This is a genomic window from Methanosarcina baltica (genome assembly GCF_055394095.1).
Genome location: NZ_AP042463.1, coordinates 3,625,367 through 3,651,277, shown reverse-complemented (window position 1 = coordinate 3,651,277; position 25,911 = coordinate 3,625,367). Strand labels below are relative to the sequence as shown.

The 25,911-nt window shown below is 46.9% G+C and carries 13 protein-coding genes; 12 read left to right on the top strand and 1 reads right to left on the bottom strand.

Annotated elements, in window-relative coordinates:
• Positions 1-69: 69 nt before the first annotated feature.
• From ACZ5QV_RS15805 to ACZ5QV_RS15790, 4 genes are all read left to right on the top strand, one after another.
• Positions 70-405 carry a tetratricopeptide repeat protein gene (locus ACZ5QV_RS15805; RefSeq protein WP_464602126.1) on the top strand — a complete coding sequence of 112 codons (336 nt, stop codon included), beginning with the start codon at positions 70-72 and terminating at the stop codon, positions 403-405.
• A gap of 168 nt (positions 406-573) precedes the next feature.
• A complete protein-coding gene (locus ACZ5QV_RS15800) occupies positions 574-3,123 on the top strand; it encodes a phosphoadenosine phosphosulfate reductase domain-containing protein (RefSeq protein ID WP_464600696.1) in 2,550 nt (849 codons plus the stop codon).
• A gap of 496 nt (positions 3,124-3,619) precedes the next feature.
• Entirely contained in the window at positions 3,620-4,735 is a 1,116-nt protein-coding gene (locus ACZ5QV_RS15795; protein ID WP_464600695.1) for an AI-2E family transporter, read from the top strand.
• 251 nt (positions 4,736-4,986) lie between these two features.
• The gene (locus ACZ5QV_RS15790; RefSeq protein ID WP_464600694.1) at positions 4,987-6,906 is read left to right on the top strand and encodes a threonine--tRNA ligase; all 1,920 of its coding nucleotides are present in this window, start codon (positions 4,987-4,989) and stop codon (positions 6,904-6,906) included.
• An 861-nt stretch (positions 6,907-7,767) separates the two neighbouring features.
• On the opposite strand, the gene ACZ5QV_RS15785 is transcribed toward ACZ5QV_RS15790, so the two are convergent.
• The gene (locus tag ACZ5QV_RS15785; protein ID WP_464600693.1) at positions 7,768-7,941 is read right to left on the bottom strand and encodes a hypothetical protein; all 174 of its coding nucleotides are present in this window, start codon (positions 7,939-7,941) and stop codon (positions 7,768-7,770) included.
• A gap of 376 nt (positions 7,942-8,317) precedes the next feature.
• Between ACZ5QV_RS15785 and ACZ5QV_RS15780 the strand changes: the two genes are divergently transcribed.
• From ACZ5QV_RS15780 to ACZ5QV_RS15745, 8 genes are all read left to right on the top strand, one after another.
• Positions 8,318-10,525, top strand: coding sequence for a DEAD/DEAH box helicase (locus tag ACZ5QV_RS15780; RefSeq protein WP_464600692.1), 2,208 nt, complete (start codon positions 8,318-8,320; stop codon positions 10,523-10,525).
• Between the two features lie 542 nt (positions 10,526-11,067).
• Positions 11,068-12,636: a dicarboxylate/amino acid:cation symporter gene (locus ACZ5QV_RS15775; RefSeq protein WP_464600691.1), complete on the top strand. Its 1,569-nt coding sequence runs from the start codon at positions 11,068-11,070 to the stop codon at positions 12,634-12,636.
• A 377-nt stretch (positions 12,637-13,013) separates the two neighbouring features.
• Complete coding sequence (locus ACZ5QV_RS15770) at positions 13,014-13,187, top strand: hypothetical protein (RefSeq protein ID WP_464600690.1); 174 nt, start codon at positions 13,014-13,016, stop codon at positions 13,185-13,187.
• 284 nt (positions 13,188-13,471) lie between these two features.
• Positions 13,472-14,578: a glutamine-hydrolyzing carbamoyl-phosphate synthase small subunit gene (carA, locus tag ACZ5QV_RS15765; protein ID WP_464600689.1), complete on the top strand. Its 1,107-nt coding sequence runs from the start codon at positions 13,472-13,474 to the stop codon at positions 14,576-14,578.
• Positions 14,578-17,790, top strand: coding sequence for a carbamoyl-phosphate synthase large subunit (carB, locus tag ACZ5QV_RS15760; protein WP_464600688.1), 3,213 nt, complete (start codon positions 14,578-14,580; stop codon positions 17,788-17,790). Before carA ends, carB begins: the two co-directional genes overlap by 1 nt.
• Positions 17,791-18,644: 854 nt before the next feature.
• Positions 18,645-19,952, top strand: coding sequence for an RNA-guided endonuclease IscB (iscB, locus tag ACZ5QV_RS15755; protein ID WP_464600687.1), 1,308 nt, complete (start codon positions 18,645-18,647; stop codon positions 19,950-19,952).
• A 236-nt stretch (positions 19,953-20,188) separates the two neighbouring features.
• Positions 20,189-21,376: an argininosuccinate synthase gene (locus tag ACZ5QV_RS15750; RefSeq protein WP_464600686.1), complete on the top strand. Its 1,188-nt coding sequence runs from the start codon at positions 20,189-20,191 to the stop codon at positions 21,374-21,376.
• Between the two features lie 961 nt (positions 21,377-22,337).
• Positions 22,338-25,907, top strand: a complete 3,570-nt coding sequence (locus ACZ5QV_RS15745; RefSeq protein WP_464600685.1) for a HEAT repeat domain-containing protein — start codon at positions 22,338-22,340, stop codon at positions 25,905-25,907.
• The last annotated feature ends 4 nt before the right edge of the window (positions 25,908-25,911 follow it).

Sequence of the window (25,911 nt, the reverse complement as noted above, 5' to 3'; positions counted from 1 at the left end):
GTTCACCTAATTTTGCTACATAGCTGCGGGTTCTAAAGGGTTTTATAAGGTTCTGCCGCATTTTCATAGATCAGGAATGAGGATCTGATCAGAGGGGTTTTCAATGCTGAGAATCGCGGTAACCGGCTGGCTCGGAGTGGGAACCTCGACAGTTGTGGAGCTTGGAACAACAAAGGTAATTCACTAGAGAACCTCGGTCGAAATGAAGAAGCAATAAGGTGTTATGACAGGGCACTTGAAATTAATCCGAAACACGATTTGGCCTGGAACAACAAGGGTATTTCCTGGGCAAAATTAAAAGTTTGGGACATTGCTTTTCGCTGTTTTGACCGGGCGCTGGATAACCCCACAAACCAAACTGCAAGAGAAAATAGAGAGATCGCTCTTAGTAATTTGAAAAACTGAGGATGAAGTTCTTGTTTGAAATCGTTATCAATGTTTATATACAAACGGTGTTATAAAATGATAGTTATAAACTAGTGGGGGATAACTGAGTTTTAGTACCCACAGCTTTATTAAAAGTTCTGTCCCTATTACCGACCTACAATTATTATAATCAATTGTGAGCCTGCCATGCCTAAGAAGAATAACGATCCCGTTTCAAAATCCTCAAAGAATTCTCTAAGTAAAAATCGCTCTGGAATCCGGCCAGAAGACTCGAAGAGAGGAAAAAATTCCGCCCCCAAAAATCCTGAAAACTCAAATTCCAGACCCTCCTCCACCAGAAGGCAGGAACCTTCCGGAAACAACACAGTCAGCTCTGCTAAGAACAGCAGCTCTACCAGCAAAAACAGCTCGGTCAGCAAGAACAGCAGCTCTACCAGCAAAAACAGCTCTACCAGCAAAAACAGCTCGGTCAGCAAGAACAGCAGCTCTACCAGCAAAAACAGCTCAGCCGGTAAGAACAGTTCGGGTAGCAAGACCAGCAGCTTTACCCGCAAAAAAAACTCGGGCAACAAAAACAGCTCAGCTAGCAAGACCATCGCCGCCGATAAGACCATTGGTAAAACCATCGGCAAGATCAGCTCGGGTAGCAAGACCAGCTCACCCGGTAAGACTATTGGTAAGACCATTGGCAAGATCAGCTCGGTCAGCAAAAAAAACTCGGGCAACAAGAGAACTTTTTCCCACAGGGTCGAATACGAGGACAACAGTATATTCTGGTGCCAGGAATGCAACCTGCCCCTTATCGGGGAAGAATGCGGCATCTGTGGAAAGCCCGGAGAGACCATAATCCTTTCCCAGCCTGCCGATGTCCGCATCTGTTCTCCTTACGAGCGAGAAATCCTTTCCCGGGAGTTGAAAGCCGGTTTCGGCTGCGATCCCCTGGGGGAACGGATAATCCTCCTGAACAAAATCCCGGGCGAGGACAAGACCGATGTGATCCTGATAGATGGACTCAACTTCGGCGTTCTTCGGTTTGAACTTACGAAGATGGACTATACCTTCGAGCCTTCCCTTGCGGGAGCCGGAATCCTTCTGGACAATACCGAAAGTAAAAGGGCCTGCCTGAAGAAAGCGAACAAACACCTGAACGGAAAAAACGTGGGGTCCGAACTTATGGACTCTTTTTCCTCCGACATAAAGAAAGGGGACTACGTGCTTGTTTCCGCGGGTCAGCTTAAGGGCTACGGGGTATCCTATATTGACGGTTTGGAATTTGACTCGAAAAAGGGTTCGGTTCCTATCGAAAAAGTCCTCAGGATTAAAAAAATAGAAAGTAGTGGAGCGGGCCTTTCCCCTGAGGTCCCGAACCTTGCGACCTGCGTCGAAGCTAACCGGAAACATCTGCAAGCCCTCGGGAGAAACTCGATCAATATCATCCGGGGAATTGCCAACCAGAAAGAACACAAAGACCTGCCTTTCTACGTTTCTTTCAGTGGGGGAAAGGACAGTTTGGTGGCTTTTGACCTGACAAAGGCGGCCCTGAAACAGAGAGAGTTCAAAGCTTTTTTCCTGAACACGGGAATCGAGTTTCCGGAAACCGTGGAATTTGCGAGGAAATTCTGTAAGGATAATGGGGTCCCCTACGAAGAGATGGATGCGGGAGACGCTTTCTGGACCAACGTTGAAAAATTTGGCCCTCCGGCAAAGGACTTCAGATGGTGCTGCAAGGTCTGTAAACTGGCCTCGGCCGGCAGCCTTGGAGAGGATGACCACAGCATTGTCCTTCCGGAGAATGAACTGGCCCTGGCCCCGACCGAAGAGCGAGCCAGAGCTGGAGCCGAAACCGCATACCTGACCGTGGACGGGAAAAGAAAACACGAGTCCTTTTCGAGGGCCAGGATTGCGGCCAGCGAGAAAAACCCCTTCGTGCCTTCCCAGCTCAACATCTTCCCGATCCGGGACTGGCGAGCCCTTGAGGTCTGGCTCTACATTTACTGGAGGAATCTTGACTATAACCCCCTATATGACCAGGGTTTTGAAAGAGTCGGGTGCTGGCTCTGTCCTGCGGCCCTTGCCGCGGAATATGAGAGGGTAAAGGAACTGCACCCCGAGATGTACGCAAAGTGGAACGGCTTCCTTCTGGAATGGGCAAGGAGCCGGGGGCTTTCGGACAAATTTATCGAACATGGGTTCTGGCGCTGGAAAGAGCTTCCCCCGAAGATGCTCAAGCTCGCGGAAGAGCTTGACATATCTGTCTTGCCGGAGATCCCGGAGGATAATTTCGAGCTTGAGGTCACGGGAGGAATTTCCCCCTGCAAGGCCGGAGGCTTCAGCGTGGAGGCCGGGATCAAAGGAATCCGGGTTTCGGATGCGGCGGAATTCATGAGCATTATAGGCAAATGCGTTTCCTCCGAAGAGCTCGGGATGCTGCTTGTTAAAACCGATACAGGAACGGCCAAGTTCTTTTCGAACGGAAACCTCCTGGTAAGTTCTGATACAAAGGAAGAGGCCTCGGCCCTTTTCAGGGAGCTTGCGGTACAACTGGTCAGGCTTTCCCGCTGCACCAGGTGCGGGATTTGCGAAAAGGCTTGTCCTGTGGGGGCGATTTCTATAGATGAGCAGGGAGTGCATATAAGTGAGAGCTGCATCAGGTGCGGGAAATGTACGGAGTCCTGTGTGGTGACTAAGTACTTTGATAAGATTATCCCGGATTTTGATGATAAATTACAAATCTGAAGCGTCAGAATAGAATATCAGGGTTAGTGTATCAATTCCAAAATTTGAGAATAAACCAGGGATAAGGAATGGTAAAAATATAACTTCATATATTCAGTTTGGGAATAGCCCTATATTTTGGTGTGTGAATTCAAACCACGGAACACACGGAAAAAGAACGACCGGAAGACGACAAATACGGTTGCTCTGGCGTTTTTCGTCCTTTTGAGGGAGCGTAGCTCCCGAAAAGGACCCCGTGCTCCCGAAGCGGAACTCGGGTGCCGAAGGCCGGTTTCCATGTCCTTCCGTGTGTTCCATGGTTAATGAATGGTAAACAAAAATACTTGATATTATATTTGACTCATTCCTAAACACGGATGCTTCAATCCCTGTTTATCCGTGTACATCTGTGGTTCTTTACTGGAAATTCTTTGACCGATGGGCCGAGCTTAAAATTCCGGGTTTGTGAAAGTACTTTGGAATCGCAGTAGTAGAATATCTTCTAAGAGACAAAATAATGGTATTATATCAACCCCCTGACGGAGTCAGCCAGTTAATAGCCAGCCGCTGGAAAATAGGAGCGGCCGTAATTGTGACCATCCTCCTTTTCTTTGCTCTCCTGGTCATACTACCCCTTGCGGACGGGATCGTGCTGGGCCTGGTTTTCGCCTACATTGCCAGGCCGATCGGCAAAAAATTCCCGAAAAACAGGAGACTCGGGGCCCTTGCGGCAAGTCTCTGTATCTTCATTCCTATTATCTTTATTATCGGGGCAGGAGTGGTCCAGATCCTGAACCAGGTCTCCTGGATTGTGGAACATCAGGGCGAGGTTATCGGCGATATTTTCAATTTTGTGCGTTCCCTGGAGATCCCTGCACAGTACCTTGAAGAGATCAACGCGGCAATCTGGAATCTGTTTACGTCTCTCCTGCCGGCAATAGGCGGAATCGGGCTGATATCCTATGCTCAGAGCATCGGGCTGTTCGCAATCAACTTCATAGTAGCCATAATGCTCTGCTACTTCCTGCTTGCGGATGGAGATAAGCTCTACTGTGCGATACTTTCGGTCGTGCCCGAGGAATTCCGAAAGTATGTTAACAGGTACGCGAGCCACCTTGACCTTATCCTCACCGGAGTCTTCATAGGCAACGCCTATGCCGCTCTGACCGTGAGTGTCACTTCCGTTATAGTCTTCTACGCTTTCGGTTTTTCCCATGTGCTGGCTCTGGCGACCCTCATCTTCATGGCCTCGGTAATCCCACTTTTTGCGGGCTACATGGTACTGGTCCCTCTGACGCTTATCCGCTACTTTGATCAGGGATCTGAAAGTGCGCTTATTTTCTTCCTGGTCTCGTCCCTTGTAATCTACGGACCGCCCGAACTCTTCCTGAGGCCTTACCTTACCAGTATAAAGTCCCGGATCCACCCGATGTTCCTTATGCTGGCCTTCCTCGGAGGGGCTTTTGTGGGCGGAGTCGCTGGCTTTTTTGCGGCCCCCATCCTGCTCGGGGCGCTTGTTGCAGCCTACAGGGTCTATCAGGAAAGTATGCATCCGGAACTGCTTGAAAAAGAGGATCCGGAACTCAAAAACCTTGAATATCTGGAAAACCTTGAATGCGTCAACTACCTCTGAGCCAAAGACTCAGGGGTTCCTGCTGAAATTTTGTGAAAAGTTATATAAAATAGTCCGGGAATGGTCCTGGTCCAAAGGGGATTATTTTATATCATTGCAGGCTTTTAGGACTGTCAGATATTCTTCTCTATTTCCCGGAAGTGGGCCAGCCATCAGGCCCGTGGAAGACACACAATCCTAAAACTAATCAATGTTAAACCTGACTTTAAAAGGAACAAGAGTCAGGCGCTTTAACGAACACAGGTGGTTCAATGCAATTATTACTCATTCATTCTGATTATATTGAATACGAAACTAAAAAAGAAACCCCCGTTGCTGAAAAAATCGATGAGTCTCTGAAGACCGGAAGGCTGGAAGAAGCCCTTACTGCTTTCATGGCGGTTGAGAAGGCGGACGAGGCAAACCCCGACAAGACCGTTGAAAAGACGGTAGCTGAGATCGAAAAGGTTGCGGGCCAGGTCAAGACCAACCGTATAATGCTCTACCCTTATGCTCACCTGAGTTCGGACCTCTCCTCCCCGAAGGTGGCGGTTAAGGTCCTGAAGGGCATTGAAGCGGCCCTCTCAGAAAAATACGAAGTCATGAGAGCGCCTTTCGGCTGGTACAAGGCTTTCAGAATAAGCTGCAAGGGCCACCCCCTCTCGGAACTGTCCAGAAGTATCCTGCCCGAGGGCGCGGTTCCTGCGGTCGGAAAGACCGTGGCCGGAAAAGTTCCCGTAGAGGCAAAGGAGGAAGTAGTCTCCGAGGCTCTGAATGCCGAAAATACCGCAAAGTCCTACTGGCGCATCCTGACCCCTGATGGGGAACTGCACGAGATCGAGGACTTTGACCTGACCCCTTACCCGAAACTCCAGGACTTTGTGAATTACGAAATCACAAAGAGCAGAACCGTTGAAAAGGCACCCCCACATGTGGAACTCATGCGCAGGCTTGAGCTTGCTGACTATGAGCCGGGGTCCGATTCCGGGAACATGCGCTACTACCCCAAAGGGCGGCTTATCAAGTCCCTGCTTGAAAACTACGTGCTTGACGTGGCTTCCGAGTTCGGGGCCATGGAAGTGGAAACTCCCATCATGTACGACATGAACCACCCAACCCTGAAAAAGTACCTGGACCGCTTCCCGGCCCGGCAGTACTCAATCGAGTCGGACAAAAGGCAGATGTTCCTGCGGTTTGCGGCCTGCTTCGGGCAGTTCCTGATGAACCACGACATGACAATTTCCTACAAGAATCTCCCTCTGAAAATGATTGAGATGACCCGCTACAGTTTCAGGAAGGAACAGCGGGGAGAACTCGTGGGGCTTCGGAGGCTCAGGGCCTTTACCATGCCGGATATGCATTCCCTCTGTGCGGATATGGACCAGGCCACGGATCAGTTCATGCAGCAGTATAAACTCTGCATTTCCGTGCTGGAGAACATGGATATCCATATTGAAGACTACGAGGTCGCCATCCGTTTCACTAAGGACTTCTATGAATCCAACAGGGACCTGGTCCTGTCCATGGTAAAGACCGTGGACAAGCCCGTGCTTGTGGAGATGTGGGACACCCGTTTCTTCTACTTCGTGCTCAAGTTCGAGTTTAACTTCGTGGACGCCCTGTCCAAGGCAAGTGCGCTCTCCACGGTTCAGATCGATGTTGAAAACGCCGAACGTTATGATATTAACTACATAAACGCCGAAGGGAAAGCCATAAAGCCGACGGTGCTCCACTGCTCCCCGAGCGGGGCCATTGAGCGCTGTATTTACGCTCTCCTGGAAAAGGCAGCCATGGAAACCGAGGAAGGAAAGGTCCCGATGTTTCCAGTCTGGCTTTCCCCGACTCAGGTCAGGATCGTTACGGTTTCTGAAACCCACCTGCCCTTTGCCGAAGAAGTCGCGAAAAAACTTAAGTGCAGGGTGGACATCGATGACCGCGACCTTTCTCTCGGAAAGAAAATCCGGGAAGCTGGCCGGGAATGGATCCCTTATGTGGTGGTCATCGGGGACAAAGAAGTCGAGGGAGGCACGATCAACGTGACCGTCCGGGCCGAGTCCGAACAGAAAAAGCCGCTGAAGGTCCAGATGTCTCCGGAAGAGCTCAACGAAAGGATCAGGGCTGAAACCGAAGGCAAGCCGTACAGGCCCCTTCCGCTGGCAAAGTACGTCTCTGTCAGGCCTAAGTTCCTCTAATACTCGAATTCCGATTCGGGAGCCCGGTGTCCGTCCCGAGTTCCGATTCGGGAGCCCGGTGTCCGTCCCGAGTTCCGATTCGGGAGCCCGGGGTTCGTTTCGCTCGCTGCGCTCACTCAAGCGAACTATAAACCTTATTTCGAAGAAGTGAACTAAAAACCTGAAAACGGATTAAAAAACACCAGAGCAACCGGAAATGGCGTATTCCCGCCATTCTGTTTTCCGTGTTTTCCGTGTTTTCCGTGGTTTTAATCCTTTTTTGAAATTAGTTTATGAATTTTGGCAATTGGCTATAAGGGAACAGGACCGGAACTCTTTTTCCCTCCGGTTTTTTTGAATTCATCAACACAATATATATATTGGCGAAATCCATATTATTGAATATCCTTTTTCTCTGCCCGAAAGCATCATATGGAACAGGTATATCTGCCAGAACCTGATGAGGGCCTTTCAGAATCAAAATTTCTGGTAGGACGGGGGATATTTTTCAAGTTTTCCATAATAAACTGGTATTGTTTTCAATTTTCGAATATCCGTTTATATATCATTGAAAAGTTTCTGATTAAGGAATTTCCGTTTACAGGATTTCCGTTTACAGGATTTTTGATTACAGTAATTCTAATTACAAGATCTTTGTTTACAGATATTTGTTACAGAAATTCTGATTACAGGATTTCCGTTTACAGGATTTCCGTTTACAGGATTTCTATTTACAGGATTTCTATTTACAGGATTTCTATTTACAGGATTTCCGTTTACAGGATTTTTGATTACAGAAATTCTAATTACAAGATCTTTGTTTACAGATCTTTGTTACAGAAATTCTGATTACAGGATCTTTACAGGATCTTTACAGGATCTTTACAGGATCTTTACAGGATTTCCGTTTACAGGATTTCCGTTTACAGGATTTCTATTTACAGGATTTCCGTTTACAGGATTTCTATTTACAGGATTTCCGTTTACAGGATTTCTATTTACAGGATTTCCGTTTGCAGATTTCCATTTACAGGATTTCCGTTTACAGATTTCCATTTACAGATTTCCATTTACAGGATTTCCGTTTACAGGATTTCCATTTACAGGATTTCTATTTACAGGATCTTTGCTACAGAAATTCTGATTACAGGATTTCCGTTTGTAGGATTTCTATTTACAGGATTTCCGTTTGCAGGATTTCTATTTACAGGATTCCCGTTTGCAGATTTCCATTTACAATATTTCTATTTACAGAAATTCTGGTTACAAAATTTCTATCTACAGGATTTTAAAATACAGAATTTCTAACTCAAAAATCTCGAATTTAAGATTTTTGAATTCAAGGTTTCATTATTACGATACTTTTCGAACAGCCTCCACAAATAGTTCCATAAGTGGACATTGATTCTAAAAGATTTGGGGCAATATTCAAATGACAATTTCAGGACAGGAAGCATTAATTACAGAATTTACGGAAGCCGTTGAGCTGGACCCCCTTAGGGAAGAAAAACAAAAAATCTTCGAGGATATCCTGAAGTATTTTGAGACCAGGAGGGAAGGGTACATCAAGGTCCCGACCGGGTGGGGGAAGACCTTTCTCTCCAAGCATATTATGAGGGAGTACCACAGGGAGGGAAAATTTGTCCTCTTTCTGGTTTCCATGAATAACCCCCTCCTGAGTCAGACTTACTTTGACCGGAAAAGGGGAGCCCCTCTTTTTCCGAACAGCGGGATTCTTTCTTCGGAGTACAAGGCGGACAGGGAAGAGTTAGATGAAAAATTGAAAACCAGGCAGGGGGGTTTTGTGCTTTTCGCATCCCTCCAGACCGTGCTCAGTAAGAACAATACCGAAATAAAAGAGTTCCTCCTGGAACAGGCCGACCTTGTGGTCGTGGATGAGATCCACAATTTCATCAACAATAGAGGCAATGATTTCCTGAATGAGTTTGGGGATAAAACAAAGCTTCTCGGGATGACGGCCACGCCTTTCCAGGGGGTCGTGGGCAATGTCAAGTTCGTGGATGAAATTTCCGGGGATATGCGGGAGGTCTACGAAAAGACTCTGCCGGAGTGTATTCTGGATGGGGAACTTGCGGACCTGAAATATACGATTACGGAGAGCGACCAGGATATTCTGGAGGTCTTTGATTTCGAAAAAGGGCTTTCGGAACTTGACCGTACTGACCTTTTTCTGGACTGTAGCAGTGCGGTCAGGATTAAGCAGGTGGTCCGAAGGACACAGCTTGCAAAGGACCTTTACGAATTTGAAATCAAATCCGGCAAGTCCGGCAAGTCCAGGACTCTTGCCAAGACGCTTGTCTTCTGCGCCCCGGTCCGAAAAAAGGTCTACGGGGTGGGAGATGACAAAAAGACGATCAACGCTTTCCATGCAAAACTTGCGGCCGCCCTCTTTAACGAGGACATCTCGGCAGAAGAGTTTGAAAAGGACCCTGACCCCTCTTTTCCTATCCATTTTGAAAACTACACTGAGGACGGAGGCTTCAGGGAAGCGGCCTATATCACCTCCGAACTTCCAAAAGCCGAACAACATGCCCTGCTTGATGCCTTCCGGGAGTTCGGAAAACCTCCTTTTGTTCTCTGCACGGTCGGGATGCTGATTGAAGGTTTCGACTTTCCGGCTCTTGAAAACCTGATCCTTCTCAGGCCCACCCTGAGTATGAGGCTTTTTGAGCAGCAGCTCGGCAGAGTTCTCAGACTTTCCCCGGAATCCGGAAAGGAGCGGGGTCGGATCTTTGAGGTTTCGGATAAAGTCGATTCCCTTTACAAAAAATTCGGGGATGGTGTCTTCGGGAGCCGGAAAATCGAGCAGATCCAGATGCTCCAGCCTGAAATCCGCCTGGATGAGCTCTTTTCAGAAGGGGACGCCACCCGGGCACTTAATGCGGGAAAGATCAAAATTAGCAGGCTTGAGTTCGGAGGATCCCATAAAAGGAAGGGGGGAAAGGGAGGGGCTCCCAGGGAAATCCCGGTAAGGCTTCCATCGACGGCTCTCCGGGCCAGGTATTTTTCCGGCCTTTTGACCCTGACTGAGGAAAGGGACATCGGACTTTTTGAGCGGGAAAAGCGGGAACTCATGCGCTCAGCCCTGCGTTTCAGGGTCCGGGGGCCAACGGACGCGGAAGAGATTTCCGAACTTACGGGGCTTGCGAACAAACTCAAACGGGAAGCTTATGAGGATCGCCGCCTGAAGGACAGCTCAAGAAAGTTCAAACCAAAGGTCTTCGGAGAAATTGAATGGCTCCTGAAACTGCGGGCCCTCAATTCCCTGAAGTATGAGTGCACAAACCTCCCAATCCAGGAAAAGAACAAAATCCTGAGGACGCTTGGCTTTGATCCCAATTTCAGGCAGATAGACAGCTTCCGGGAAAAATGCCTGAAACGCGGCTCGGACCAGAAGACCTTTCCCGAACTTTTCAAAGTCCTCACCTTCGTAAGCCGGCTCTCCTCGGAAGAGACCTATCAGTTCCTTGATAAAAAGAAAAAAGAACAATGGAAAAGGGAATTTTTGCCTGCCGTTTACTGGGGTTCCTGTTTCATCGAGGATTCCGCCGAAATGAAAGAACTTTTCGAGTCCACGGAATGGGACCGGCAGGTCAAAAACCTTCTCAGGCAGAAGTAACACCCGAGTTCCGCTTCGGGATCACAGGAAATCGAAGATTTCCTGGGAGTTGCGATGAAATCGCAACAGCATGGGGTCCGTTTCGCTCGCTACGCGAGCTCAAGCGGACTATAAACCTTATTTTGGATAAGCAGACTAAAAAACGCCCAAAAAACCGTAAATGGCGTATCTCGGTCATTCATTTTTCCGTGTCTTCCGTGTCTTCCGTGGTTTAATTTTTCTGCCAACATTCCAACCAAAAAAACACAGAAAACTGGCCCTCATTTAACCTTTTAACTCATTTTCCGTGTTTTAACTTTACTTTTTTCAAAAAATTCCGGAATCAAAAAATCCCCGCAGAAAATTATTTTTATAATAACCAGGAAACTGGATTTTTTCAGGTTTAAATCCAACTTTTTATCACTGTTGAGTATATAATAAATGAGAAAGTAATTATCTCTCAATCCATCATAAAAATAAGTAAGTTAAGTGTAAACAAATAGGCCTGTATTCTACAAAAAAAGGACAGGTTTAGCAAGAAGCAGGAGATCCGTTGATTCCCCATGACTGAGAAGAAACATCACCATTTCCCGAAACCGGGTGAAATTGCGCATGAAATTGAAGAAGAAACAAAAGAACTTACTCACGAAATTGCCGAAGGAATCACTCACCTCTACTGCCCTTTTGATACTGATAAGCCTCCCTCTCTCAAAAGTTTGAGCCACCACCTGCACGATATGCTGGAAAAGAGGCTCTGGCTCAAGATCCTGATAGGTATGGCTCTGGGGGTGGGGGCGGGGCTCCTGTTAGGACCTTTCGGGGGTTTTATCGATGCCGGGACGGGCGAGGTTATAGGGGAATGGATTGCCCTTCCCGGTTACATTTTCCTCGGGCTCCTGAAGATGATTGTAATCCCGCTGGTGCTTGCCTCTATTATCCTGGGAGTGGCTTCAAGCGAGAGTATGAATGACCTTAAGAAAACCGGACTTGCAACAGCTCTTTACTTTGTCCTGACCACGGCCGTTGCGACCGGGATAGGGCTCGGTATGGCTCTTTTCATCAAGCCCGGGCGCTTCATAAGCGGGGAACTGCTCCAGACTGCGGGTGCAGGAGAAGCTCCGGCCGCAACAGGGGATATGGGGCTTTCTTTCTCGATTGGGACCCTGCCTTCCATGATCGGGGGACTTCTGCCTTCCAATCCCCTGGATGCCATGGCAAAGGGGGAGATGCTCCAGGTTGTAATTATTGCCCTCATCGTGGGAGTTGCTCTTGTTTCCATGAGTAGACGACAGGCGGCTCCCATGGTCCACCTGCTTAACTCTGTCCAGACCGTTTGCATGACCGTGGTCAAATGGAGTATGGAACTTGCTCCGATTGCGGTTTTCGGGCTTATTGCAAAGTTCACCATCAAGCTTGGGATTGATGCCCTGGTGGGCATGGCCGTGTATGTAATGACGGTCCTTGTAAGCCTCGGGCTCCTGATGTGCATGAACCTAATCATAGTTTCTGTCCTGGCAAAGCATAATCCCGTTGAGTTTCTCAAGTCCATAAGGGACGTCCTCCTTCTCGCCTTTTCAACCTCAAGTTCGGCCGCGGTCATGCCGGTCTCAATCAAGACCGCGGAAGAAAAACTGGGAGTAAGGCCTTCGATTTCCCAGTTTGTAATCCCTCTCGGAGCTACCGTTAACATGAACGGGACCGCGCTTTACCAGGGGGTCGCCACGGTCTTCCTGGCCGAGGTCTACGGGATACACCTCAGTTTCGTGCAGCTTTTGCTCGTTATGGTCATGGCCGTTGCGGCCTCTATAGGAACCCCTTCCATTCCCGGAGTGGGAATCGTCATCCTTGCCATGATTCTCAACAGCGTGGGAATCCCAACCACGGGAATTGCTCTTATTATGGGAGTGGACAGGATACTCGACATGTGCCGCACTGCCGTTAACGTTGCAGGAGACCTTGTGACCTGTACGGTAATGGACCGCTTTATAGCAGCGAAAAAGGAACCGGAAGTCAGTGACGTGGAAGGTTCTGCTTGCATAATTAAAACAGAGGCACTAAAAGAAAGCGTGAAGAGCGTTTCCGGAAAGAGGGTTTCCAAAAAACCCGATGTGGAAACCTCAAAAATCGAATAAGTGTCATAGTCCGCTTGAGCTCGCGTAGCGAGCGAAACGGACTCCGTGCTGTTGCGATTTCATCGCAACTCCTAGGAAATTTTCGATTTCTTGTGATCCCGAAGCGAAACTCGGGTGCCGAATAAGTGCCCGAGAAGCGGTGAATAATTTGGAGGGGTGATGAATAAACCGGCCCTTCCTCCCGGTTTTCGAGTTAAGGAATGGTGAACATATAACTTCATGTTTTATTTTGGGAGTTGCTTCATACTCATACATGTTGTGTTTTTGTGTAAGGGGGTGTTTGGTGTGTGCATTCAAACCACGGAAGACACGGAAAAGCACGGAAAAAGAATGCCGGAAGACGATAATTACGGTTTCTCTGGCGTTTTTTAGTCCGCTTGAGTGAGCGAAGCGAGCGAAACGGACCTCGTGCTGTTGCACTTGCAGTGCAACTCCCAGGAAATTTTCGATTTCTTGTGATCCCAAAGCGAAACTCGGGTGCCGAAGAGTTGAGGGACGAAGCTCAGAAACCGGCCCTCAACAAGCGCCGGAGGCGGGCGGCCCTTTTCTGAAAAAGTGAAAAAAGAACGAGTAACTCGAAAAACAGGCCTGAAGTTTTGAACTTATTTTCGAGTCATTACAGGCACGGTCAATTCTGATCTTCGTAAAAATTCCAGGATTGCAGGAGAGTATCTTATTTTGACTTTATTTCCGAACGCTGGTTTCTGTTAAATATTTTTTCACGATTTTTTCCGCCATACTTTTTTATATAATCGTCGATATAAAAACCCGGATGTTCCTTAAAGTATCGCAACCCTTATACATCACTTATGACATTTAAGCGCAGGTTCAGATGATGAAGGCAGTACTAGGTTTGGAAGACGGAACAGTTATAAAAGGCACCGGGTTCGGTGCCGAAGGTACAGCTTGTGGCGAACTTGTATTTACAACCCAGTTCACAGGATACGAGGAGGCTCTGACCGACCCCTCTTATAAAGGGCAACTTTTGATGTTTACCTTTCCTCTAATTGGAAACTACGGGGTCAGCGGAGAACGTTTCCAGTCCGATAATATCCATGCGGAAGGGCTTGTGGTCAGGGAAGCCTGCAAAAATCCCTCTCACTACAAATCAACGAGGACAATTCACAAATTTCTGGAAGACGAAGGAAAAGCCGGAATCGAAGGCGTGGACACCCGGGCGCTAACTATTAAGACCAGGGAGAGCGGGACTCTCAGGGCGGCCCTTATCACGGGCAGTGACGACGGGGAGGAGGCCGTGGAAATGGCCCGGAATTTCCCTCAGATCACCGATCAGGAACTGATCTCCCTCGTAACCTGCAAGGAAGCTTACAAAATTCCTGGACAGAAGGGAGCCTGGAAGGGCAGCGGAAAGCCCAAACATGCGGTCGTGATCGACCTCGGGATCAAGCGGAATATCCTCAATTGCCTTAACAGGAGAGGAATTGACCTGACCGTGGTCCCGGCAACCGCAACGCCTGCGGAAATCGAGAGCTATGACCCGGACCTCCTCTTTGTCTCAAACGGACCCGGAGATCCTGAAATGGCAACGGACGCAATCAATGCGGTCAAAGCTTTTGCGGGCACAATTCCGGTCGGAGGGATCTGTTTCGGGCACCAGATCATTTCCCTGGCAATGGGAGCCCGGACCTATAAATTAAAGTTCGGGCACAGGGGAGGCAACCAGCCTGTTAAGGACCTGGTGGGACACAAGGTTTACATAACCTCCCAGAACCATGGTTTTGCAACGGATGCCGATTCTCTGGAAGGGACCGGACTTTACGTTACTCACCAGAACGCCAACGACGGGACGGTGGAAGGTGTGGCTCACAGGGATCTGGACATTTTCAGTGTGCAGTTCCACCCTGAGGCTCAGGCGGGGCCCATGGATACGGAGACGGTCTTCTTCAACAGGGTCGTTAAATCCCTTGGAGGTGAGGTCTGATGCCGGTCCGTACCGATATTAAGAAAGTTTTACTTATTGGCTCTGGCCCGATCACCATCGGGCAGGCTGCGGAATTCGACTTCTCGGGTAGCCAGGCCTGCAGATCCCTGAAGGAAGAGGGGCTTAAAGTGGTGCTGGTAAACTCAAACCCGGCCACGATCATGACCGACCCCGATATGGCGGATGCAGTTTATATAGAACCCCTGGATGCCAGAGTGGTTGAAAAGATCATTGCGAAGGAAAGGCCTGATGGAGTTATCGCGGGGATTGGCGGGCAGACAGGCCTGAACATTACCAGCGAACTAGCGGAGATGGGCGTCTTTGAAAAGTACGGGGTAAAGCTCCTCGGGACTCCGATTGAGGCCATCACGAATACGGAAGACAGGGAGATTTTCAAACAGACCATGCTCTCTATTGGAGAAAGGGTGCCCCTGAGTATTGCGGTCTCTTCTCTGAAGGAAACGGAAAATGTGGTCGAGCAACTCGGCCTCCCCCTTATCATCCGCCCGGCCTATACCCTCGGAGGGGCAGGCGGCGGAATTGCCCGTACAAAAGAAGAACTCCTGGAGATTACGGAGAGGGGGCTTCGGAGGAGCCGCATAAATCAGGTCCTCATTGAGGAAAGCGTGCTTGGCTGGAGTGAGGTCGAGTACGAGGTCATGCGGGACGCAAACGATACCTGTATTGTGATCTGCAATATGGAAAACATGGACCCCATGGGGGTACACACCGGGGAGTCCGTAGTCGTTGCTCCTTCCCAGACCCTGAGCGACGCCGACCATCAGATGCTCAGGAGCGCATCCATAAAGATTATCCGGGCCCTTAAGATTGAAGGCGGATGTAATATACAGTACGCCTTTAAGGAAGGAGACTATCGCATAGTTGAGGTAAACCCGAGGGTTTCGCGTTCCTCGGCTCTGGCTTCGAAAGCCACGGGCTACCCGATAGCGAGAGTTACCGCGAAAATCGCGGTGGGCATGACTCTTGACGAGATTGTGAACAGTGTTACGGAAAGCACGCCGGCCTCTTTTGAGCCGACCGTGGACTACGTGATTACCAAGATCCCGAGGTGGCCCTTCGACAAGTTCACGACGGCTGACAACACCCTGACCACGGCCATGAAGAGTACGGGCGAGGTTATGGCAATCGGGAGAACCCTGGAAGAATCTATTCAAAAGGCCTTCCGTTCCCTTGACATCGACACCAGGCCGGGGCAGAAGGACTGGGACGAGCACGAGCTTACGACTCTTCTCAAGACCCCCACAAGCGAGCGCCTCTTTGTTATTTTCAACGCGCTTGAGAAAGGGCACAGTGTTGAGGAAGTCGCGGAACTTTCCGGCTTTGACCCGTTCTTTGTCTCGAAGTTCAAGAACATCACGGATATGGAACAGCGCCTGAGGGACGAGGAACTTACCCCTGAACTCCTGCGGGAAGCCAAGCGGATGGGAAGCTCGGACGAGCGGATTGCGGAGCTGACCGGCAGGACCTGGCAGGAAGTAAGCGACCTCAGACATGAGGCCGGGCTTCTTGCGACCTTCAAGATGGTGGATACCTGTGCGGCCGAGTTTGCGGCAGCCACTCCCTATTACTATTCCTCCTACGAGGATGTGTGCGAGACCTCCCCGACCGACCGGAAAAAGGTGCTGATCCTTGGAGCAGGCCCGATCAGGATCGGACAGGGAATCGAGTTCGACTACTGTACGGTCCATGCCGTGACGGCGCTTCGGGAAGAGGGAATCGAGACTCACATTATCAACAACAACCCGGAAACCGTTTCCACGGATTTCGATACTTCGGATAAGCTCTTCTTTGAGCCTCTGACTCTTGAATCCGTCATGAACGTTATCGAGCGGGAAAAGCCTTATGGAGTAATGGTGCAGTTCGGAGGACAGACCTCGGTGAACCTGGCCATCCCCCTGAAGAAGGAACTTGAAAGGCGGACGGATCTGGACACGATCATCCTCGGGACGAGTCCCGAAGACATGGACCTGGCAGAAGACCGCGAGAAGTTCAACCTGCTTATGCGGGACCTGGACATCCTCCAGCCCGAGGCCGGGTATGCGACCTCTCAGGAAGATGCTATTAAGATCGCGAACCGGATAGATTATCCTGTACTTGTTCGTCCCTCTTACGTGCTTGGAGGCCGGGCAATGGAGATTGTCTATGACCAGACCGACCTCGAACGTTATATGAAAGAGGCTGTCCGGGTTTCCCCGGAACACCCGATTCTGATTGACGACTTCCTGGAAGGGGCCTGTGAAATTGATGTGGACGCGGTCTGCGACCAGAAGGAAGTGCTTATCGGGGCCATTATGGAACACATTGAGGAAGCCGGGGTCCATTCCGGAGACTCGGCCTGTGTGATTCCGACCCAGTCCCTTTCGGACGAAACTCTGGAAATGGTCCGGAAATATACAAGGAAAATTGCCCTCGGGCTGAACGTGAAAGGCCTGATCAATATCCAGATGGCGGAAAAGGACGGGCAGGTTTACGTGCTTGAGGCCAACCCCCGTTCAAGCAGGACCATTCCCTTTGTCTCAAAGTCGGTTGGAACTCCGCTTGCCAAGATTGCGGCCAAAGTCATTATGGGCCATACCCTGAAGGACCTGGGCTACCGGGACGAGCCGAAGGTCAACCATATCTCGGTTAAGGAAGTCCTCCTGCCCTTTGACAAACTCCCAGGGGCGGACCCGGTGCTCGGGCCTGAGATGAAGAGTACGGGCGAGGTCATGGGCATTGACTATGATTTCGGAAAGGCTTATTATAAGGCCGAACTTGCGGCTGACAATGTCCTCCCCCTGAGCGGAAAGATTTTCCTTTCAATCAGAGACGACGACAAGCCCAAACTTGTGGAAATCGCCCGGAAACTCCAGGAAGCGGGGCTTGAACTCATGGGCACCCGCGGAACGGTTAACTATCTGGCAGAGCACGGGATTATCCTCGATACCGTTAAAAAGGTCCATGATGGAAGCCCGAATGTGATTGACATGATGAGGAGGGATGAAGTCGGCCTGATCATCAACACTCCGACAAGCCGGGAATCGAGGAGAGACGGTTCAAGGATCAGGAGGGCAGCCGTTGACTTCAAGGTCCCTTATATAACGACCATCCAGGCGGCAAAAGCTGCGGCCGGCGCAATTGAGGCCATGAAGAAGGGCGAGCTTGCTATCAGGTCCATCCAGGAATACCACGCGGATATAGTGTACGAATAATTCCGGATTTTTCCGGATTATTTTTTTGTGGGTTTTGGTAAAAAAAGGATTAACCAGGGAAAGACACGGAAGAAAAACGGTTTTCTGTGTTTTTTTTGGTTTGAAATGTTGGCAGAATAATAAAACCACGGAACACACGGAACACACGGAAAAAAGAACGCAGGAAGACGATTATTACGGTTGATCTGGCGTTTTTTTTGGTTTGAAATGTCTGTCAGAAAAATTAAACCACGGAAGGTCACGGAAAAGCACGGAAAAAGAATGCCAGAAGACGACAATTACGGTTGTTCTGGCGTTTTTTAGTCCTCTCTAAAAGAAAAATCAAAGATTTTTCTGGCCCAGAAACGGGATTCGAGAAATTTAACTCAGTATTTTAAAGACCCGGCAATCCACCGGCCATCAGGCCGGTTTCCGTGTCCTTCCGTGTGTTCCGTGGTTGAAATGACACACAAAGAGTTAGATCACAAGTCAACTACCCCACGCTAAAGAAGCTGTCCGACAATTCAATTTCAGGGTAAAAACAGGTAAAAAAGAAGGCATATTAAGCCTTTAAATAGGAAAAAAAGGAATTCAGTTATTACTGATAGTAATTGTCGGACAGCCTGTAAAGCAATGGGGCTTGTATAAGCCCTGGTTGACCAGCCTCAGTCTTAATTGACTACGTTAGAAATGTCATGATACCTGCGAATGCTTCCTCAGTTTGCAGCTCTATCGTGTAGTATTAAAAGTCCTGAGAGGTAGGGACGGTGTGCTACGCATGACAAGCGTTTCCAACATTGGCGAGGGGAGACAATTTAAAAATTGCGTTACCTGCTATGGAAATTCGTTTCCAGCGCAGAGAGGAGAAATCCAGCATGATCTTTATACTTAACAAAAACAAAGAGCCGTTAAGTCCCTGCCATGAAGCAGTTGCAAGAAAACTGCTTAAAGTGGGAAAAGCGGTTATTCACAAAAAATATCCCTTTACAATTCGACTCAAAGAGCTGAAAGAGTCTAATGACAATTCGGCTTTCAGACTGAAAATAGATTACGGAAGCCGTCACACGGGTCTTGCTATTCTTAAAGGTTCAAATGTTGTCTGGGTTGCACAGTTGCACCACAAAACAAGCATAAAAAAGAATATGGATAGCAGAAGATCAATGCGGAGAACACGGCGAAATCGAAACACCCGTTATCGAAAACCGAGGTTTCTGAACCGGAAAAGACGGGAAGGCTGGTTACCTCCGTCCCTGCAAAGCCGTGTAGATAACATTGAAAATTGGGTCGAAAGGCTCAGGAAACTCTGCCCTCTGACTCATATTTCCTATGAAAACTGCAAGTTTGATACTCAACTCATGCAAAACCCTGAGATAAGTGGAATCGAGTACCAACAGGGAGAGCTGCAAGGTTATGAGGTCCGGGAGTACTTACTTGAAAAATTCGGTAGAAAATGTGTTTACTGTGGAGCTGAAAACGTTCCGTTGGAGATTGAACACATTATTCCTAAAATCAGAGGAGGCTCAAGCAGAGTCTCCAATTTAACATTGGCTTGTAGAGAATGCAACCAGAAAAAAGGAAGTCAAACTGCAGAAGAGTTTGGGCATCCAGAAGTGCATAACCTGGCCAAAAAACCACTTAAAGATGCTGCGATTGTAACAGCTACCAGATGGAAAGTTTTCGAGGCATTGACTAAAACGGGCCTTCCGGTAGAATGCAGCACGGGTGCAAGGACAAAAATGAACAGAATCAGGGCAGAGCTGCCAAAAGATCATCATTTCGATGCTATTTGTGTAGGAGAATCCACTCCAGAAAAAATCAATTTTGCAACAAACAACGTCCTGCATATCAAAGCAAAAGGAAGAGGGCAGTATAAAAGAACAAATCTCGATAAGTACGGCTTTCCTCGTTCATACCTTCCCAGGCAAAAAACCTTTTTTGGATTTCAAACTGGCGATACAGTCAAGGCGGTTGTACCCAAAGGCAAGTACAAAGGGACATGGTTTGGTTCCGTTGCTTGTAGAAAATCGGGTAGTTTCGACATTAAAAACAAAGAGGAAATAAGAATTGCACAAGGAATTAATAAAAAATACTTCAAAGTATTGCAGAGGACCAATGGTTATGAATATTCGACAGAGAAGTGCGGCATTCCTCCCGGCGCTAAAGCAACCGGGCTTCCTGCCTGAATTTTTGTGGAAGGATGGTTAAAAGGGCAGAGTAAATCCAATTAACCATTTCCGTGTGTTCCGTGGTTAAAGACCTGAATGAAAGAAGTTATTTCGGAACAGTTCTTGACTATATTTAAGTGACTCTTTCAGGAAAACCCAAACTTTTATTTACTTATATCCATTTACTCAAATTCAGTTCTTATTATCAATATCAGTCGATATCAAACACATTGAACATTTAGGGGTAGTTATTAATGGTTAAAAAAGTAGCATTAGCGTATTCAGGCGGGCTTGACACTTCCGTGTGCATCCCCATCCTGAAGGAAATGTACGGCTATGATGAAGTGGTAACTGTTGCCGTGGACGTGGGCCAGCCCGAAGCCGATATCAGGAAGGCTGACGAGAAAGCTGCAAAGGTCAGCGACGCCCATTACACTATTGATGCCAGGGAAGAGTTTGTAAACGACTACATTTTCCCTCTCATTAAGGCCAATGGAGACTACGAGGGCTACGTTATGGGAACCTCCATCGCCCGCCCCCTGATCGCAAAGAAGGTAGTGGAAGTTGCCAGAAAGGAAGGAGCAATCGCTCTTGCCCATGGCTGTACCGGGAAAGGCAATGACCAGCTCCGTTTCGAGGCTGTTTTCCGCCAGACTGATATGGTAGTCATCGCCCCGATGCGGGAGATGAACCTGACCCGGGAGTGGGAAATCGATTACGCTAAAGAACACGGCATCCCTGTTGAGGCCACGAAGTCCAAACCCTGGAGTGTTGACGAGAACATCTGGAGCCGCAGTATCGAAGGCGGTAAACTCGAAGACCCTTCGTTCGTCCCCCCCGAGGAAATTTTCGAGTGGACAACCTCCGCCGAGAAGGCCCCGGAAGAACCCATGGTTCTTGACATCGCCTTCGAGCTCGGAGTCCCGGTCTCCTTAAACGGCGAGAAAATGTCCGGCTATGAACTCGTAAAGACCCTGAACGAAATCGCCGGGGCCCACGGAGTTGGCCGCACCGACATGATCGAAGACCGTGTCCTCGGCCTAAAAGCCCGTGAAAACTACGAGCACCCCGCAGCCACCGTCCTCCTGGCCGCCCACCGCGACCTTGAAAAACTGGTCCTGACCCGCGGGGAACTCAAGTTCAAGAAACAGGTCGATGACCAGTGGTCCGAACTTGCTTATTACGGCCTCGTGGACGACCCCCTTTACGCCGACCTCAACGCCTTCATCGACAAGTCTCAGGAAAGGGTTACCGGGAATGTCAAGGTCAAATTGTATAAAGGCAGCCTGACGATCCAGGCCCGCGACTCTCCGTACGCCCTCTACTCCGAAGAACTGGTCTCCTTCGACAGCCAGACCATCGACCAGAAGGACGCCGAAGGATTCGCGAAATACCACGGATTCCAGGCCCGGATGTACAGAAAAGTTATGGATAAAGAATAATTTTGTTTTTGTCTGCTCCCTTTGATGGGGAAGCAGAATTTTCTTTTTTAAATTGTAATATTTTCCGATGGTTTTTCTGTTTTCTCTGTTGTTTTTTCGGAAGCCGTTTTTTAGATTTCTTTTGGAAGACTGGGGGCCTTTTTTGAAATCGTATTTTAGTCCCGGCGCTCTCAACGGCCGACGAAGGAGGACGGGCGTTTCGAAATGAAAATGAAGATAGAGAACACGCTAAAAACTGCGGGGTCGAACGGACGAAAACGCATCGAGATACTGTATTTTTTGATTTACGAGATTTCGTTTGGAAGACAGGGGGCCTTTTTTTAATCTTATTTTAGTCCCGACGCTCTCAACGGCCGACGAAGGAGGACGGGCGTTTCAAAATGAAAATGAAGATAGAGAACACGCTAAAAACTACGGGGTCGAAAGGAAGAAAACGCATCGAGATACTGCATTTTTGGACCCGCCTGTGATCACCACAAAAAACATGCTCATGCTTTTGATTTCAATTTTTTGGCTCTTCGTTATTTCGAGTGGTTGATTTATAAATACATCCTAAATGTGGAAACAACACATATAATATTTAAAAATATTTTTTGTGTGAAATCACATACAAGACAGATATTTGTCTTTTTGAAACCGCAACTTCCCATCTACACAACTATTCTTAACCCATACAAAAAAGTGAAGAGCCCCTTTCCTTTTGGCCTTTTACAGGTTTCTTTTTTTCAGGTGAGTTCTGAAGCTGTTAGTCAATGTGTTTATATTAAGTAGCGGGTTTTTCGCCGATCGTGCCTTAATATCAGTTTTTCCGGTTAATTTGTGAAAAATTGAAATGGATGTATAATCGAATAGACTTCATGAAATCATAGCATTGCGGCTTTATTTTTAGAGATATTGCTAACCACAGTAAAAAGAAAACGTTTTTATTTTTTGGGGTGTTATTATTTAGTGGTGTAAGGAATTGGTCGATCAGAGAGAAATTCACGAGAAATGTTTTAATATTGATCCTAAAAAGCGTCGTAAGGCAGTTAATCAATTAAGACGTGATTTTAGATTTCTTTCTGATAAAGAACAGACATGTAATGATTTGCACAAATTAACTTTAGATGAAAACAACTATGTGCGACAAGAAGTATCATTGGTACTTCAGACTTTTTTTCAATGTATACCTAACAAAAAACAGGCATGGAAAGATTTAGTCCGACTGGCTTCAGATGAACATGGTGAGGTGAGATGGGGGGCAGCAGAAGGAATTGGTTATGTTTTTCAATATGTACCTAATAAGGAACAGGCATGGAAAGATTTAGTCCGACTGGCTTCAGATGAAAACAGTGATGTGCGATATAGGGTAGTAAGGGAACTTAAAACTGTTATTCAATATGTACCTAATAAAGAACAGGTATGGAAAGATTTAGTCCAACTGACTTCAGATGAATCTAGAAAGATTAGATGGTGGGCAGTAAATATATCGATTTATTTTTTTCAATATGTACCAGATAAAAGGCAGGCATGGGAAGATCTAGTCAAACTGACTTCAGATGAAAAAAAGGATGTACGACAAGAGGTAGTAAATGCACTTGGAACGGTTTTTCGATATGTGCCGGATAAAGAAAAAGCATGGGGAGATCTACACAGACTGATTTTAGATGAAAAAATATATATGCAACGAGATGCAGCAAAGATACTTGGAGCTGTTTTTCAATATACACCAGAGAAAAAGCAGGCATGGGAAGATTTACACAAATTGACTTTAAATGAAGACAACAATGTGCGACAAGAAGCAGCAAGGATACTTAAAATTGTTTTTCAGTATGTTCCTGAGAAAAAGCAGGCATGGGAAGATTTACACAGACTGACTTCAGATGAAGACAACAATGTACGATGGTGGATAACAAAGACAATTGGAATTTATTTCCAATATGTACTTGATAAAAGACAAGCGTGGGGAGATTTAGTCCAACTGGCATCAGATAAAAAATGCGATGTGCGACAAGAAGCAGCAAGGGCACTAAGTACTGTTTTTCAACATATGCCAGATAAAAAACAAGCGTGGGGAGATTTAGTCCGACTGGCATCAGATGAAAAAAGTGATGTGCGACAGGAAGCAGTATGGGCACTTGGCACGGTTTTCCAATATTTACTCGATAAAAGACAAGCATGGGGAGATTTAGTTCGACTGGCATCAGATGAAAGAAGTGATGTGCGACAGGAAGCAGTATGGGCACTTGGCACGGTTTTCCAATATTTACTCGATAAAAGACAAGCATGGGGAGATTTAGTTCGACTGGCATCAGATGAAAGAAGTGATGTGCGACAGGAAGCAGTATGGGCACTTGGCACGGTTTTCCAATATTTACTCGATAAAAGACAAGCATGGGGAGATTTAGTCCGACTGGCATCAGATGAAAAAAGTGATGTGCGACAGGAAGCAGCAATGGAACTTGGCACTATTTTTCAATATTTGCCCGATGAAAAACCAGCATGGGGAGATTTAGTCCGACTAGCTTTACATGAAAAAAGTAATGTGCAAAAAGAAGCAGTAAAATTACTTGGCACTGTTTTCCAATATGTACTTGATAAAAGACAAGCATGGGGAGATTTAGTCCGACTAGCATCAGATGAAAGAAGTGGTGTGCGACAGGAAGCAGTAAAATTACTTGGCACGGTTTTTCAATATGTTCCCGATAAAGGGCAGGCTTGGGGAGATTTAGTCCGATTGGCATCAGATGAAAAATGTGATGTACGACAGGAAGCAGCAAGGGCACTAAACACTGTTTTTCAACATATGCCTGATAAAAAACCGACAGGCGAGGGTTTACATAGACTGGTATCAGATGAAAGAAGTGATGTGCGACAGGAAGCAGTAAAATTACTTGGAGCTGTTTTTCAATATGTCCCCAATAAAAGACAAGCGTGGGGAGATTTAGTCCGATTGGCATCAGATGATAAATATGATGTGCGGCAGGAAGCAGCAAGGGTACTAAGCACTGTTTTTCAACATATGCCAGATAAAAAACAGACAGGTGAGGATTTACATAGACTGGTATCAGATGAAAGAAGTGATGTGCGACAGGAAGCAGTAAAATTACTTGGAGCTGTTTTTCAATATGTCCCCAATAAAAGACAAGCGTGGGGAGATTTAGTCCGATTGGTATCAGATGAAAAATGTGATGTGCGACAGGAAGCAGCAAGGGCACTAAGCACTGTTTTTCAACATATGCCTGATAAAAAACCGACAGGCGAGGGTTTACATAGACTGGTATCAGATGAAAGAAGTGATGTGCGACAGGAAGCAGTAAAATTACTTGGAGCTGTTTTTCAATATGTCCCTGATAAAAAACAAGCGTGGGAAGATTTAGTCCGCCTAGCATCAGATGAAAAAAGTGATGTGAAAGTTAATGCATATCACTTACTTGGTAGAATTTCGATATATGAGGCATCTCAATCTAAAAGCGATGAGGAATATATAATAAAATTGAAAGATGCGATTGGATTTTTTGAAAAAGCGTCACAAGAATCAACATGGTGGAATAATCCCTCTAAATTTTGCCTACCTTTCTACCGTTCTTTTTATACAATAATCTGCGCCGAAAAACAGCAGGCTAAAAATGAAGTTGAAATATACCTTGTAAAAGCAAAAAATGCTATAGGAAGATCCGAAAAAAAAGAGTTACTGTTCAAAATTGTTGAAAATCTTTCAATCGCATTGAAAGAAGTACAGAACATTGAAAATATGAATCTTGAATTCAAAAAAGAAGAACTTGATTTTTACAGGCAGCATTGTGAACAAGCTGAAATGCTAATGAAAAATACTGAAAAAACAGCACCTTCTGCCACAAAAGTAATGAGAATTGGCTCACGAATACTAGACAAAAAACTAAAATCCCTCCTCGAAGAAATCCAAGAGAAAGCAAAGACCACGTGCCGGGAATCTCAAGGAACTGATACGGAAGAAATTGCATGCGCTGTCAGTCGAGAAGTTCAGAAATGGGAAATTGGTAGTCAGGAAGAAATGACTCAAAAAGTCGAAGATGCTGCTTATATTTTAAAATCGAAAGTAGCAAATCTACCCGAAAACGAGTATATTCTGAATAAGATTGAAGCAATGAGGTATGAAAGAGATCTGACGAAACAGTATGAAACCCTGCTTTTCGTGATTGGTCAGATCCCCACTATGAAAGTAGTATCTGAAGATGTTGTTGTAGAAAATATAAACAAAGTAGGTCAAGATTTAGGGACAAAATTGGATGGGCTTTCCCAAGAAATGAACGAAATAATGATTCGTCTGAAGCCTGGAATAAAAGAAGAAATCGAAATTTCATTGGGAATTGAAATTTTGGGGACAGGAACAAAGCACATAGTAACAATTCCTTTGCAGGAAATTTCTTATGCGGAACTGAAGGACGATTTAATAAGGATAAAAGGGAAGCATATTACCAAATTGTCCAAGCTTCCAGGAAGATTAGCTAGGAAAATTAAAGGATATCTACTGCTGCATGACAGAGAAGATCTTGTTGAACAATTAACTTGAAACA

Excerpts from the sequence above, each read along its gene's own strand:
- ACZ5QV_RS15800 (WP_464600696.1), top strand. The coding sequence starts at position 574 with ATGCCTAAGAAGAATAACGATCCCGTTTCAAAATCCTCAAAGAATTCT.
- ACZ5QV_RS15795 (WP_464600695.1), top strand. The coding sequence starts at position 3,620 with ATGGTATTATATCAACCCCCTGACGGAGTCAGCCAGTTAATAGCCAGC.
- ACZ5QV_RS15790 (WP_464600694.1), top strand. The coding sequence starts at position 4,987 with ATGCAATTATTACTCATTCATTCTGATTATATTGAATACGAAACTAAA.
- ACZ5QV_RS15785 (WP_464600693.1), bottom strand. The coding sequence starts at position 7,941 with ATGGAAATCTGTAAACGGAAATCCTGTAAATGGAAATCTGCAAACGGA.
- ACZ5QV_RS15780 (WP_464600692.1), top strand. The coding sequence starts at position 8,318 with ATGACAATTTCAGGACAGGAAGCATTAATTACAGAATTTACGGAAGCC.
- ACZ5QV_RS15775 (WP_464600691.1), top strand. The coding sequence starts at position 11,068 with ATGACTGAGAAGAAACATCACCATTTCCCGAAACCGGGTGAAATTGCG.
- carA (WP_464600689.1), top strand. The coding sequence starts at position 13,472 with ATGAAGGCAGTACTAGGTTTGGAAGACGGAACAGTTATAAAAGGCACC.
- carB (WP_464600688.1), top strand. The coding sequence starts at position 14,578 with ATGCCGGTCCGTACCGATATTAAGAAAGTTTTACTTATTGGCTCTGGC.
- iscB (WP_464600687.1), top strand. The coding sequence starts at position 18,645 with ATGATCTTTATACTTAACAAAAACAAAGAGCCGTTAAGTCCCTGCCAT.
- ACZ5QV_RS15750 (WP_464600686.1), top strand. The coding sequence starts at position 20,189 with ATGGTTAAAAAAGTAGCATTAGCGTATTCAGGCGGGCTTGACACTTCC.